12 protein-coding genes are annotated in these 13,158 nt (G+C 46.5%); 10 read left to right on the top strand and 2 right to left on the bottom strand.

The genetic code is table 11. From position 1 onward, the window contains the following. The first annotated feature begins 85 nt into the window (after positions 1 to 85). A complete protein-coding gene (locus C9991_RS10385; RefSeq protein WP_106812445.1) occupies positions 86 to 1,198 on the top strand; it encodes an HU domain-containing protein in 1,113 nt (370 codons plus the stop codon). Between the two features lie 25 nt (positions 1,199 to 1,223). Next, a complete protein-coding gene (locus C9991_RS10380; RefSeq protein ID WP_106812444.1) occupies positions 1,224 to 1,754 on the top strand; it encodes an FHA domain-containing protein in 531 nt (176 codons plus the stop codon). 95 nt (positions 1,755 to 1,849) lie between these two features. Here C9991_RS10380 and C9991_RS10375 read toward each other — a convergent pair whose 3' ends face one another. Then, complete coding sequence (locus tag C9991_RS10375) at positions 1,850 to 2,554, bottom strand: DnaJ domain-containing protein (RefSeq protein WP_106812443.1); 705 nt, start codon at positions 2,552 to 2,554, stop codon at positions 1,850 to 1,852. A 652-nt stretch (positions 2,555 to 3,206) separates the two neighbouring features. On the opposite strand from C9991_RS10375, the gene C9991_RS10370 reads away from it, so the two are divergent. Further along, complete coding sequence (locus C9991_RS10370; RefSeq protein ID WP_106810849.1) at positions 3,207 to 4,232, top strand: IS110 family RNA-guided transposase; 1,026 nt, start codon at positions 3,207 to 3,209, stop codon at positions 4,230 to 4,232. Between the two features lie 1,705 nt (positions 4,233 to 5,937). On the opposite strand, the gene C9991_RS10360 is transcribed toward C9991_RS10370, so the two are convergent. Further along, positions 5,938 to 6,849, bottom strand: a complete 912-nt coding sequence (locus C9991_RS10360; RefSeq protein WP_106812441.1) for an RluA family pseudouridine synthase — start codon at positions 6,847 to 6,849, stop codon at positions 5,938 to 5,940. Positions 6,850 to 6,982: 133 nt separating this feature from the next. On the opposite strand from C9991_RS10360, the gene C9991_RS10355 reads away from it, so the two are divergent. From C9991_RS10355 to C9991_RS10325, 7 genes are all read left to right on the top strand, one after another. Continuing rightward, positions 6,983 to 7,420: a hypothetical protein gene (locus tag C9991_RS10355; protein ID WP_157949444.1), complete on the top strand. Its 438-nt coding sequence runs from the start codon at positions 6,983 to 6,985 to the stop codon at positions 7,418 to 7,420. Positions 7,421 to 7,507: 87 nt separating this feature from the next. After that, positions 7,508 to 9,478: an ABC-F family ATP-binding cassette domain-containing protein gene (locus tag C9991_RS10350; protein ID WP_106812439.1), complete on the top strand. Its 1,971-nt coding sequence runs from the start codon at positions 7,508 to 7,510 to the stop codon at positions 9,476 to 9,478. A 227-nt stretch (positions 9,479 to 9,705) separates the two neighbouring features. Then, positions 9,706 to 10,296: an imidazole glycerol phosphate synthase subunit HisH gene (gene hisH, locus C9991_RS10345; protein ID WP_106812438.1), complete on the top strand. Its 591-nt coding sequence runs from the start codon at positions 9,706 to 9,708 to the stop codon at positions 10,294 to 10,296. Between the two features lie 25 nt (positions 10,297 to 10,321). Further along, entirely contained in the window at positions 10,322 to 11,053 is a 732-nt protein-coding gene (gene hisA, locus C9991_RS10340) for a 1-(5-phosphoribosyl)-5-[(5-phosphoribosylamino)methylideneamino]imidazole-4-carboxamide isomerase (protein WP_106812437.1), read from the top strand. Beyond that, complete coding sequence (gene hisF / locus C9991_RS10335; protein WP_106812436.1) at positions 11,040 to 11,801, top strand: imidazole glycerol phosphate synthase subunit HisF; 762 nt, start codon at positions 11,040 to 11,042, stop codon at positions 11,799 to 11,801. Before hisA ends, hisF begins: the two co-directional genes overlap by 14 nt. A 29-nt stretch (positions 11,802 to 11,830) precedes the next feature. Then, entirely contained in the window at positions 11,831 to 12,445 is a 615-nt protein-coding gene (hisIE, locus tag C9991_RS10330) for a bifunctional phosphoribosyl-AMP cyclohydrolase/phosphoribosyl-ATP diphosphatase HisIE (protein ID WP_106812813.1), read from the top strand. A gap of 9 nt (positions 12,446 to 12,454) precedes the next feature. Beyond that, complete coding sequence (locus C9991_RS10325) at positions 12,455 to 13,144, top strand: cell division ATP-binding protein FtsE (protein WP_106812435.1); 690 nt, start codon at positions 12,455 to 12,457, stop codon at positions 13,142 to 13,144. The last annotated feature ends 14 nt before the right edge of the window (positions 13,145 to 13,158 follow it).

Genomic DNA, 13,158 nt, shown 5'->3' with positions numbered 1-13,158 from the left:
AAACCTATAAATAAAATTTAATCATTTCTTCGCTATTTTTCGCATTTTAGTTTGCTACTCGGTTTTTATTTCGTAAATTTGCACTATGACAGATTTAGAAAGACATATAGTAGAGCTGCTTTTGGACAATGACTGTGTTATTGTCCCGGGATTTGGTGGCTTCATGGCGCATAATCTGGCAGCAACTTTTAACGAGAAGGAGAATGTATTCTTCCCACCATCACGAACCATTGGTTTCAACCAGAGCTTGACGATGAACGATTCGCTCTTAGCCCAATCGTACGTCAATTGCTACGAGATAAGCTATCCCGAAGCATTAAGAAAGATTGAGCAGGAGGTTGACGCCCTAAAGCGTGAGATTGAGGAAGAAGGCAGCCACACAATATGCGGATTAGGTAAGATTGTTATGCTTGAGGATGGCAACTACGATTTCATCCCCGAAGCTTCAGGATTGATTTCGCCCTATCTCTATGGTTTCGAGTCGTTTGAAATTCAGAAACTTAAGGTTGAGGAAGAGGCGATGGCAGATAACAACGTTGAGGCCGAAGCCAAGGAACAGGCTATTGGCAACAGCGTTGTTATTGGAGCCAACTCTATTTTTGCCGCCAATGGACCGCTGCAGCAGCCCGAAAAGCAAGAGATTAAGAAAGAACCCAAGAAGAAGGACGAGATAGCCGTGCGCATTCCGATAAACGTTATAAAGCACATCGCTGCGGCATGCGTCGTGCTCTTCATATTCCTATCGTTCCCCTCAAAGCTTGGCGAGGCAAGCACGTCCAACCTAAAGCACACGTCTATAGACACCAATCTATTGTACGAGATTATGCCTAAGGACCTGACAAGCGGCAAGCCCAAGAGCCTTAACGACGCCCAGCCGTCCGACTCGCTTGCAAAGATGGCAAAGACTGCTGACGATATGGCAGCAAATGCCAAAACCGTTGGGGCTGCAACAAGCAACAATGCCTCTATACCCTATTACAGCATAGTTCTGGCAAGCCGCATAACCAAGAAGAATGCCCAGGCTTATGTAGAACAGCTGCATAAAAGAGGAATGATTGACGCAAGCGTACACACATCGGCCGGAATGACAAAGATTATATACAAGAAGTTTGGCAATCGAGCCGATGCCAACAAGGTTCAGCGCGAGCTGGAGAGCAAAGGCGAGTTTGCCGGATGCTGGATTACAGAGATAAAATAACATTTTATACAACAGACAAGCAAGAATGAAGCGAGTAAGATGCCCTAAGTGTGACAACTACATCACTTTCGACGAGAATAAATACAAGGAAGGACAGTCATTAGTGTTTCAATGCCCCCAATGCGGCAAGCAATTCGGCATACGTATAGGCGTGTCAAAATTGCGCAACACGCAGAAGGAGGACAATCCCGACGATAATGCCGACGGCAACAAGTATGGCTACATCACGGTTATTGAGAATGTGTTCCACTACAAGCAGGTTATTCCACTACAGATGGGTGTCAACGTTATAGGCAGATACATGAAGAATAGTGGCGTAAACTGCGCCATCGAGACCAACGATCCCAGTATTGACATCAACCATTGCTCTATAACCGTAAGTCGCGACAAGAAGGGCAACCTAAGATACATCCTTAAGGATGGACCCAGCTATACCGGCACATTCGTCGACAACGTTATATTGGGCGACCGTGAGCAACGTGTGATAGAGAACGACACCTTGTTCACAATAGGCGCCACAAGTGTGATATTGCACACTCCCGATGGCGAAGAATAGAAGAATAGCTTATAAAACAAACAAATTATAGGATATAAAAACAGGCGCAGAACACAAAGCCATCATTGCTTCATGTGTTCTGCGCCTTTGTTTATTTATCCACGCATTTGCCTTAGCAAGTCTTTCTGATGCTCGGTAAGGTTTGTAGGCAACATCACGTTGTAGGTTATAATCAAGTCGCCAAACGTTCCGTCTCCCCTATCATATCCCTTGCCACGCAGACGCACCTTAGTGCCGTTCTGTGTCTCAGGTTTTACCTTCAGCTTAAGCTTCTGTCCGTTGCCCAGCTGTATAATTACCTCGCCACCAAGCAAAGCCGTGTAGAGGTCGATATTAACGCTTGCGTTCATCTCGCCACTATTCTGGCGTGCGCTGTTGCGTGTGCGCGACGAGCGACCTGCCTTGGCTCCAAAAAGGTCCTTGAAGAAACTTGAGAAGCCACCCTCTCCAGCTCCGAATCCCGAGAAGTCGAAACCCTCGAAAGGAGAGCCTCCTCCACTTGCTCCACCATCCGAGCTCCAGTAGAAGTTGCCATCAGTTCCGCCAGCTCCACCTTGTTGAGCATAAGCGTCAGCCTCGCGCCATTTCTCGCCATACTGGTCGTACTTCTTACGCTTTTCCGGGTCTGAAATCACGTCGTAAGCCTCGTTAAGAGCCTGAAACTTAGCCTTTGCCTTAGGGTCGTTAGGGTGCAAGTCGGGATGAAACTGCTTTGCACGTTTGCGGTACGCCTCGCGCACCTGGTCTTGCGGTATATTGCGGTCTACACCAAGTATTTTATAATAGTCAATAAATGCCATAACCAATCCTCCTTATCTTTGTTTTTCGTTGTTTGTTCTATCTTATTCGCCAGCTGTGTCACCACAGCAGTCCTCAGAGATTAAAGAGCAAATTTTGTGCCAGTAGAAGGATTTCTTTAAACACTTATAACTGGTTCATCCGGAATATGGAGTGATAGAAGTGTAAGTTGCAGTTTATCGGGGAGAGGCTCTTGTACTTGTATCTCCTTTGCTTGTAGTTCCCACAGAACGCACAGACCACACTCTAAGTTTGCAGAAGAAAGCAATTAGGCTAAATAATCAAGGTAAAACTATGATTGCTAAAGACAGTTTCGTACCTTTGTTGTAAAAAGGTAGAATCGGTCTGTCGAAGGGGTAAACCAAAGATCGCACAAGNCACACTCTAAGTTTGCAGAAGAAAGCAATTAGGCTAAATAATCAAGGTAAAACTATGATTGCTAAAGACAGTTTCGTACCTTTGTTGTAAAAAGGTAGAATCGGTCTGTCGAAGAGGTAAACCAAAGATCGCACAAGTCTGAAGACTATGTTCTGTTTCGGACCTCATCGACATAGTTGCAAAGACCAGATAGAAAGTTATCGGCTCTGAGCCTTGTTAGAGTGTTAGTCCATACAACTATTGACCAATTCTACATAACTAAAATCGTACAAAGATATGAAGAATTTATTTATTGGAGTTGATTTTTCGAAAGAAAAAGTTGATGTGGCTATCATTTTTGCAGATGGACTGACAGAAACAGCTGCACGAATGTTTAACGAGTTCAAGACAACTGTGTCTGGCTACAAGCAACTGGTCAAGTGGGTGGAGCAGAATTCCTACGGCATCGACTCTTCCCTGTGGCTCTTCTGTGGAGAGAATACGGGCGACTACAGCAAGGGACTGTGCAACTTTCTCTATGGTAAAGGCTACGACATGTGGCTTGAGAATGCCAAGAGCATCAAGGATGCATCAGGTCTCAGACGATTGAAGTCGGACCGCGCCGACGCCTCGATGATTGCCGAATACGCAATGAGGAATTACGACAGAGCCATTATGTACGAGCCACTTAGCGAGTCACTTGCACAACTGCGCGAACTGTTTCTGTATCGTCAGATGGTTATAAGACACAGATGCAGCTTTCAAGTGCGCAGAGGCGAGAAGAAACTCACAATGGAGAAGTCTCCTGTCAAGACAATGATCTCGCAGAGCGGAAGGCATATCGTGTCTGAACTCAACAAGGAAGTAGAGAAAATAGACAAGCGAATCGCCGAGCTCATCAAGTCAGACGAGGAACTCACCGAGGTGTTCACCATCGTGACCTCGGTGCCTGGTATAGGAACGCAGAATGCTGTCTGTCTGATGGTATACACCGACAACTTCCGTCGTTTCAACTACGATTCAAGGAAGATTGCCTGCTACTACGGCATAGCCCCATTCGGCAAGGATTCGGGCACCAGCGTGCATTCAGATCCTCGTGTGCACTATATGGCGAACCGTCAGATAAAGTCCATGCTGACGCAGGCTGCACTGGCTGCCGTGAACTTCAATCCTGTTATTGCAAGGTACTATATGCGTCTCGTGGAACGTGGAAAGAAGAAGCAGGTTGCACTGAACAATGTGAAGAACAAACTCGTGCATTTGGTCACTGCCATGGCCAGAAACCGCCAGCTTTATACCCCAGAATATAAAATCTCAGCTTAAAATGAAAATAATGGTCAAAACATTTGGATTTTAACATAGAAAGCAGAAGCCTACGGGATTAAGGTTTTGGAATACACAGAGCGTATAGACGCTGCGCGTCATACGACAGAAGGCACAGAATTGATTGCTTGTGTAGCGTCGCCGAGGTTAAGTATGGTTCGCTGTCTATGGCGGCGCAAGCAATCATTTCTGTGGATTCTTGCCTCGCGAAGCGTAGGCCATTCTGTGGATTCGAAAGCTTAAGCCCGTAGGCTTCTGTGTGATCCGTGCATTCTGTGGGAACTACATACAAAAGAACTACAAGTATAATTATACGTCCATTATACGAATATCAAGACGCCAACCTCCACGATAAACTCCAGTTGTATCACTCCAAATATCAAATGAACCTTATAACAATCAGGCGTTTCAGTTGTTTCAGTTTCAGTTGCGTTTCAAAGGGTCAGTTATGTATCAAACCCTCTTATTAAACATTTATAACTAATTAATAATCAATAGGTTATATAGAAGAAACGAAATTTGACACCCCCTTAAAAACAACTGAAACAACTGAAACTGAAACGCTTGGCTTATTCATGTCTTTATCTCCAAGGCTTGTTATTGGTTTATTATCAGCTACTTACCTCATTCTTCAAGCTTTTGTTAGCAATAAGCCAAGCAAGTATAATGCCACATTATTCATCAATTTTTCCTCTTACAGGCCTCAAACGACATGTTTTAAACACTCGTTTTTATTGCAAATCCTGCCTTTACAATCTACTTGTGCACTTTTATCTCCATCTTTTAGGAGCAGTTTTTTTACGAAATCTGCCGACAAACGAGGCATTTGAGCAGATAAATGGGGGTATAATGTAACAAGTTTTATATTGTAGCGGAGGTCTCCGGCCTCCACAGCAATCAATGATACAAACTCTTGTATTATTAGTAATGATGATTTGTATTCGACTTGGTGCTGCGGAGGCCGGAGACCTCCGCTACTTATAGGTTCATAATTGAATCACTCCATATTCTGGATGAACCAAAAGGTTCTCCATAAGGTGGGCTGAAGGCTCTTGGCGTTACAGTTACAGTTACAGTTTTTACAAAAAGGGTAATGATGTTACAAACCCCTTATTAAAGACTTTATAACTAATTAATAATCAAATAGTTATATATATAAATGGGGGAAGCTGTAACCCTTGAAAATAAAACTGTAACAACTGTAACTGTAACGCTAGTTAACATCAACTTTCCTCTTAAAGGCTGATAACCAACGACTTAGCTTATTAATAGGTGTCCCAAATGTTACATAAAACCTCAGTAAAACCTCTAATTAGGCGATATGAAACCTCGGAAAAGGCTTCAAAAGCGTGCTTTTGAAACTCTCGCAAGTGCAAAATCTATGCATCTGCCTCGAGAGGCTATGCTTTAAACTATCCTTGGCACGCATGCAAGTGGCGCAAAATAAAGGTTTCTTGAGCAAATTTGGAAATCGCACGAAACGTATTGTTTCGTATGATTGCTATTTTTCGAATGTATTACCTTTGTAAAAGATAAGCTGCATCTCAATATAATATTCAAGCAAGCCATCCAACAGTCTTCAACCGACTATTCGCACAAGCTCACGAGAATAATCGAAAGGTGCCACGAATATAATCGAAAGGTGCCACGAATATAACCGAAATAGCCCAAGCGGATAGTCGAAGAAGAACTTGCAAAAGCTCAATTACTTAAACAAGCTGCGGAACGATGTAGGAATTGGCGTGGCAAACTCCATGCGCTCGCCTGTTACGGGATGTGTGAAGCAAAGCATGTAGGCGTGCAGGCATAGACGGTGGATAGGGTCGTCGCCGTTGCCGTATTTTACGTCGCCACACACAGGATGTCCCATGTCAGCAGAGTGGACACGAATCTGGTTCTTGCGGCCAGTCTCCAAGCGATACTCCACAAGCGAGTGCTCGGTAGTGCGGTTGAGTACATGATAATGCGTTACGGCATACTTGCCGCCATTGTCCACGGGCGACGAGTAGGTGATGTAAGCCTTGCTGTCCTTAAGCCAGTTGGCAATGGTTCCGTTGTCGTTCTCCATCTCTCCGCTCACCACAGCCACATATCGGCGGTCGTACACTATCTGATGCCAGTTGTGCTCCAGAATCTGCTCTGTGTCGATGTCCTTGGCATAAATCATCAGTCCGCTTGTGTCGCGGTCGAGACGATGCACAACATGTGCGCGGCACTTCTGTCGCGACTTGTGGAAATAGTCGTCGAGCAACGTCTTCAGATTAAGCGATGAGTGTCCGGCAGCCATCGAAAGTATGCCAATGTTCTTCTCTACTACCACAATCCAGCGGTCCTCGTACACCACTTTGGCGTATTGGCTCTTGAATGTGTTGCTGCTCTTGTGTCGGCTGATAGATACCTTGTCGCCGGGGTTAAGGGCGAGGTCGAACTGAGTTACAACCTTGCCGTTGACCTTGATGCCGCGTCCCTGAAGCGTAGCCTTTATCTTGTTGCGGCTCTCCTTAACGTTGTTTAGCAGATATTCGAGCAATGGAGCTTCTGTACCCGATGCCACAACAAGCTGTTTGCTGTCGCCAGACTGAGGGCCATACGATTTAAAATTGTTTTGTCTTGCCATATATTATTTTTATTCCTTTCAAAGTTTATGCAAAGTTACTCATTATTCTTTGGATTTATCAATGTTTTTAATTAATTTTGCATATTTAAATGGGCGGGTAAGTCAACTAGTCCTACAAAAGAAAAAATAGATAATGAACAGAAAGAAATCATCAATAATAGCGGTATGGGCTGTATGTATGCTGGCTATGCTGTTTTCGGCATGCACAAGCAAGGACGAGAATGCTGCCGAGGAGCGCGTCAAGACGTTTGCCCAGCACTACTTCAATCTGCGCTATAAGCAAGCTGCCGCCTATTGTACAGACGGCTCGCTGAAATGGATAAAGTATAGGGCGGCAAATATCAACCAGGCTGATTTGGATTTGCTTAACTCGCAACCCGACTCGGCTGTATGTACCATAGATGATTTCTCGTACGACGACGACAAGGCTACCGCAAACATTACGGTTAAGAACTTCCTTAGGAGCGACTCGGTTGGCAAGAAGGGCACTATCGTTGGCGAGCAGATGTTCTGCATACCGATGAAAAAGGTTGGCTACAAATGGTTAGTACAGCTTGACAGTCTGCTGTAGAACAGCCAAGACTGACTCGAAAAGCGTACCCGAAAGAAATTTTATTATCAATAATCAACTAACAATCAGCAAGTTATAAAATAAGAGATGATAAGTATAGAGAATTTGACGGTGGAATTTAGCGCAAAACCGCTATTCCGCAATGTCAGCTTTGTTGTTAACGACCGCGACCGCATAGCCCTTGTGGGCAAGAATGGAGCAGGAAAGTCTACTATGTTGAAGATAATTTGCGGCTTGCAAAGCCCAACCGAGGGACATGTGTCTGTTCCAACTAACGCTACGGTTGGCTATCTTCCACAGGTAATGGTTCTGCAAGACAACACTACTGTAAAGGAAGAGGCGCGCAAGGCTTTCTCTGATACTATCAAGCTAAAGGAGCGCATAGACGAACTGAACCGACAGTTGACCGAACGTACCGACTACGAGTCGGAGAGCTATACCGAGCTGGTTGAGCTGTTCACCCAGGAGCACGACCGCTTCCTGATGCTTGGTGGCGAAAACTACGAGGCCGAGATTGAGCGCACGCTTGTAGGTCTGGGTTTCACACACAACGACTTCGACCGTCCTACAAGCGAGTTTTCGGGCGGATGGCGCATGCGTATAGAGTTGGCTAAGATTCTACTTAGACATCCCGATGTGCTACTGCTTGACGAGCCCACCAACCACCTGGACATCGAGAGTATAGGATGGCTGGAGCGTTTCTTACAGCAAAGTGCCAAGGCCTTGATACTGGTAAGTCACGATCGCGCCTTTATAAATAATGTGACAAACCGAACGATTGAGATTTCGTGCGGACAGATTAACGACTATAAGGTGAAGTACGACGAATACGTCAAGCTTCGGCTTGAGCGCCACGAGCAGCAGATGCGCGCCTACGAGAACCAGCAGAAGGAAATAGCCGATATTAAGGACTTTATCGAGCGCTTCCGCTACAAACCCACAAAGGCTGTTCAGGTGCAAAGCCGAATAAAGCAGCTTGAGAAGATTGTGCCGATAGAGGTAGACGAGATTGACAACTCGTCCATGCACCTTAAATTTCCGCCATGCCTGCGATCGGGCGACTACCCCGTTATCTGTCAGGACTTGGGCAAGACATACGGCACACACAACGTTTTCGCTGACGTCAACCTAACGATAAAGCGTGGCGAAAAGGTGGCGTTTGTGGGCAAGAACGGCGAGGGTAAGTCTACGCTTGTTAAGTGTATCATGGGCGAGATTCCCTTCGACGGCAACCTTAAGGTGGGTCATAACGTGCAGATAGGCTATTTTGCGCAGAACCAGGCCCAGCTGCTCGACGGCGAACTGACCGTATTCGAGACCATCGACAACGTGGCAAAGGGCGACATCAGACTGAGGATAAAGAACATCCTGGGCTCGTTTATGTTTGGAGGCGAGGCTATAGACAAGAAGGTGAAGGTGTTGTCGGGTGGCGAGCGCAGCCGACTGGCCATGATACGCTTGCTGCTTGAACCCGTAAACCTGCTTATCCTCGACGAGCCTACCAACCACCTGGACATACAGTCGAAGGAGGTGCTTAAGGAGGCCATTCTGGCATTCGACGGAACGGCTATAATAGTAAGCCACGACCGCGAGTTTCTCGACGGACTGGTGTCGAAGGTGTACGAGTTTGGCGGAGGCAAGGTGAAGGAGCATCTTGGAGGCATATACGACTATCTGCGCTCGCGCAACATGGAGAGTCTTAACGACCTGAACGCCACAACCGTCTTTGCCAAGACCAACGCCGACGACAACAAGAAGAAGGTCGACTCTGCCGAGACATCCACAGACGGCAGCCAACCCGCCAAGCTAAGCTATGCCGAACATAAGGAGCAGCAGAAGAAGATAAGAAAAGCCGAGAAGCTGGTGGAGGAGTCGGAGAAGAAGATTAGCGCTATGGAAGACCGCCTGAAGGAGCTCGATGCCATACTGTGCACGCCCGAGGGAGCTTCCGACATGACTGTTGTGAACGAATACACAGCCATAAAGCAACGCATGGACGAGGAAGAGGAACGATGGACCCTGCTTTCGGAAGAACTTGAGGAGCTAAAGGCAAACTAAAGAAGCAACAGAGGCTACGAACTTGAGAAAGTTCGACAATAAATATATACAACGTGCATAATTATACTGATATAACATTATAAATCCATTAAATGTTGACAAATTACAAGCGTTTTAAAAGAAAATTTGTAACTTTGCCAACGATTTGTAAGAGTTTGCATGTTTTCTGCTATAAAAATGCAGATGTTGCGTGACAATAATATTAATATAACGAAAACACAGGGCCGATGAAGGTAGCGATATTGAAATATAATGCTGGAAATATATGTTCGGTGGTTAATGCGCTTGAGCGTATCGGGTGCAATCCTATCCTGACCGACTCAGCAGAAGAACTACAAAGTGCCGACAAGGTTGTATTCCCTGGTCAGGGAGCCGCAGGACCAACGATGAAGTATCTAAAGCAGCATGGGCTCGACAGCCTTGTTCGTGGCTTGCAACAACCCGTTTTGGGCATCTGCATAGGCCAGCAACTGCTTTGCCGACATTCTGAGGAGGATGATACCGACTGTCTGGGCATATTCCCAGTAGACGTGATGAAATTCAAATCAGGCAAACCTTCAGACAAGATTCCGGCTATGGGATGGAACGAGATTAACAACCTCAGCACTCCCCTATTCCACGGTATCACACAGAAAGATTTTGTCTACTTCGTGCACAGCTTCTATGTGCCGGTATGCGATTATACCATAGCACAGGCCGACTACATCCAGCCCTTTAGCGCGGCTCTGCACAAGGACAACTTCTACGCCACCCAGTTTCACCCCGAGAAAAGCGGAAGAGTTGGTGAGATATTATTGGAGAACTTCTTGAAGTTATAGTGGTTAATATAAAAATTATGCGCGTATGATTGATTTGATACCGGCAATCGACATAATAAATGGCGAATGTGTAAGGCTTACAAAGGGCGACTACTCACAAAAGAAAGTGTACAACGCCAACCCCGTGGCCATAGCACAGGAGTTTGCCAGCATGGGGTTTAAAAGGCTGCACATGGTAGACCTGGACGGAGCAAAGTCGAAACATGTGGTTAATGCCGATGTGCTGCGTGCCGTAAGCCAGGCAACCAGCCTGAGCATCGACTTTGGAGGCGGCATTAAGACTCAGGAGGACATGGACAAGGTGTTCGACAATGGTGCCAAGATGGCAACCGTAGGAAGCATATCCTATACCGACCCTCAAACCTTTGAAGCATGGATTAAGCGTTACGGAGCCGACCGAATAATACTTGGTGCCGACGTGCGCGACAAGAATATTGCCATCAACGGATGGATAGACAATACCAACTGCGACGTGTTCGGATTTATAGACCACTATCGCAAGAAGGGCATCAGCAAGGTGCTTTGCACAGACATAGCCAAGGACGGAGCCTTGGGAGGCACGTCAATCGAGCTGTACAAGCAACTGATGGAACGATTCCCCGACCTGTATCTGATAGCAAGCGGAGGCGTATCGTCGGCCGACGACATATTGAGTCTGGACCAGGCCGGAATACCCGCCGTGGTGTTTGGCAAGGCCTACTACGAGGGCCTTATAGATATTAACAAAATAAGACATTTACTCTATGGGATTGGCTAAACGAATAATTCCGTGTCTGGATGTAAAGGATGGCGCTACGGTAAAGGGAGTAAACTTTGTAAACCTTCGCAACGCTGGCGACCCCGTTGAGCTTGCCAGGCAATACAGCAATCAAGGTGCCGACGAACTGGTGTTTCTCGATATTACCGCAAGCGCAGATGGACGCAAGACATTTACCGATATGGTGGGCAAGGTGGCTCAGGTCATCAACATTCCATTTACGGTAGGTGGCGGCATAAACGCCTTTGAGGATGTGGAGCGACTGCTGTTTGCAGGAGCCGACAAGGTAAGTATCAACTCGGCTGCCATACGCACCCCTAATCTGATAGATAAGATATCTGCCAGTTTTGGATCGCAAGTGTGCGTGTGCGCGATAGACGCACGAATGGAGGCCGACGGCCAATGGTATTGCTATGTAAAGGGTGGACGCGAGCGCACAGACCTTAAGTTGCTCGACTGGGCTACCGAGGTGGCCGACCGTGGTGCCGGAGAGATTCTCTTTACCAGCATGAACCACGATGGCGTGAAGCAAGGCTTTGCCAACGACGCATTGGCCATGCTTGCCGAGAAGGTTAAGATTCCGGTTATAGCAAGTGGCGGAGCCGGATGCATGGACCACTTCTACGACGCATTTGCCAAGGGCAAGGCCGACGCAGCCCTGGCTGCAAGCGTGTTCCATTTTGGCGAGATAAAGATACCCAAGCTTAAGGAATATCTTAAACAAAAAGGCGTAAAGGTAAGAATATAAACGGTTTAAACTATTTTATATAAATGCTTATGGAGATAGATTTTGAGAAACAAGGCGGACTTGTACCTGCCATAATTCAAGACAGCATAACCAACAATGTGCTGATGCTGGGCTATATGAACCAGGAGGCATACGAACAAACCATAAAGACTGGCAAGGTGACATTCTGGAGCCGAAGCCGCCAATGCCTTTGGACAAAGGGCGAGACATCGGGCAACTTCTTGAACTTGGTAAGTATAAAGAGCGATTGTGACAACGACACCCTATTAGTTAGAGTCAATCCGGTGGGTCCGGCTTGTCATCTTGGCACAGACACATGTTGGGGCGAGAAGAACGAGGCCAATCCCTTGCTGTTCCTTACCGAGCTGCAAGACTTCATCAACAAGCGCCACGAGGAGATGCCCGAGGGCTCGTATACTACATCTCTCTTTAAGGATGGTTTGAACCGAATGGCCCAAAAGGTTGGCGAAGAGGCACTTGAAGCTGTTATCGAAGCAACAAACGGAACCAACGAACGCCTTATATACGAGGCATCCGACATGTTCTATCATCTTATAGTATTATTGACAAGCAAAGGTCTGCGCATTGAAAATATAGCCCAAGAGCTGCAGGTGCGCCACGACCCCAACTGGCACAAACATTAATTATCATTTATGCTAATAGATTATCAAAAAGCTAATATATACCAGACCGACGAGGTTATTCTTCAGAATGTCGACTTTCATGTGGACGAGGAACAGTTTGTTTATGTTATAGGCAAGGTAGGATCGGGCAAATCGTCGTTGCTGAAGTCGATCTATTGCGAGGTTGACTTCGACAAGGCTGATGCCGAGAAAGCCGAGGTGCTTGAGCGAAACCTCCTTACACTAAAGCGCAAGGACATACCTGCACTTCGTAGAGAGATGGGTATCATCTTCCAGGACTTCCAGCTTCTGCACGACCGTAGCGTTAAGCAGAACCTCCAGTTTGTGCTTAAGGCTACAGGATGGAAATCGCAGAAGGAGATTGACGAGCGCATACTCAAGGTGCTCGAGGCTGTAGGCATGCAAGACATGAGCAACCGCCTTCCACACGAGCTGTCTGGAGGCGAACAGCAACGTATAGCCATAGCGCGCGCCTTGCTAAACCAGCCTAAAATAATTATAGCAGACGAGCCAACCGGCAATCTCGACCCCGATACAGCCGAGAAGATTGTGGGCTTGCTTTACGAGATAAGCCATTCGGGCACTTCGGTGGTTATATCAACACACAACCTTGGCATGATTGACAAGTTCCCTGGACGTGTGTACAAATGCAAGGAGCACACTCTGACGGATGTCACCAAGGAGTATGCTGACCAATAGAATAACATTATTTG

The sequence above is a fragment of the Prevotella merdae genome (genome assembly GCF_900290275.1).
Lineage (GTDB): Bacteria > Bacteroidota > Bacteroidia > Bacteroidales > Bacteroidaceae > Prevotella > Prevotella merdae.
Note: the sequence above shows the minus strand (reverse complement) of the source record. Positions and strands in the feature narration are given on the sequence as shown.

Bases quoted from the DNA above. Each gene is read 5' to 3' on its own strand.
- C9991_RS10385 (WP_106812445.1), top strand. From the start codon at position 86: ATGACAGATTTAGAAAGACATATAGTAGAGCTGCTTTTGGACAATGAC.
- C9991_RS10380 (WP_106812444.1), top strand. From the start codon at position 1,224: ATGAAGCGAGTAAGATGCCCTAAGTGTGACAACTACATCACTTTCGAC.
- C9991_RS10375 (WP_106812443.1), bottom strand. From the start codon at position 2,554: ATGGCATTTATTGACTATTATAAAATACTTGGTGTAGACCGCAATATA.
- C9991_RS10370 (WP_106810849.1), top strand. From the start codon at position 3,207: ATGAAGAATTTATTTATTGGAGTTGATTTTTCGAAAGAAAAAGTTGAT.
- C9991_RS10360 (WP_106812441.1), bottom strand. From the start codon at position 6,849: ATGGCAAGACAAAACAATTTTAAATCGTATGGCCCTCAGTCTGGCGAC.
- C9991_RS10355 (WP_157949444.1), top strand. From the start codon at position 6,983: ATGAACAGAAAGAAATCATCAATAATAGCGGTATGGGCTGTATGTATG.
- C9991_RS10350 (WP_106812439.1), top strand. From the start codon at position 7,508: ATGATAAGTATAGAGAATTTGACGGTGGAATTTAGCGCAAAACCGCTA.
- hisH (WP_106812438.1), top strand. From the start codon at position 9,706: ATGAAGGTAGCGATATTGAAATATAATGCTGGAAATATATGTTCGGTG.
- hisA (WP_106812437.1), top strand. From the start codon at position 10,322: ATGATTGATTTGATACCGGCAATCGACATAATAAATGGCGAATGTGTA.
- hisF (WP_106812436.1), top strand. From the start codon at position 11,040: ATGGGATTGGCTAAACGAATAATTCCGTGTCTGGATGTAAAGGATGGC.
- hisIE (WP_106812813.1), top strand. From the start codon at position 11,831: ATGGAGATAGATTTTGAGAAACAAGGCGGACTTGTACCTGCCATAATT.
- C9991_RS10325 (WP_106812435.1), top strand. From the start codon at position 12,455: ATGCTAATAGATTATCAAAAAGCTAATATATACCAGACCGACGAGGTT.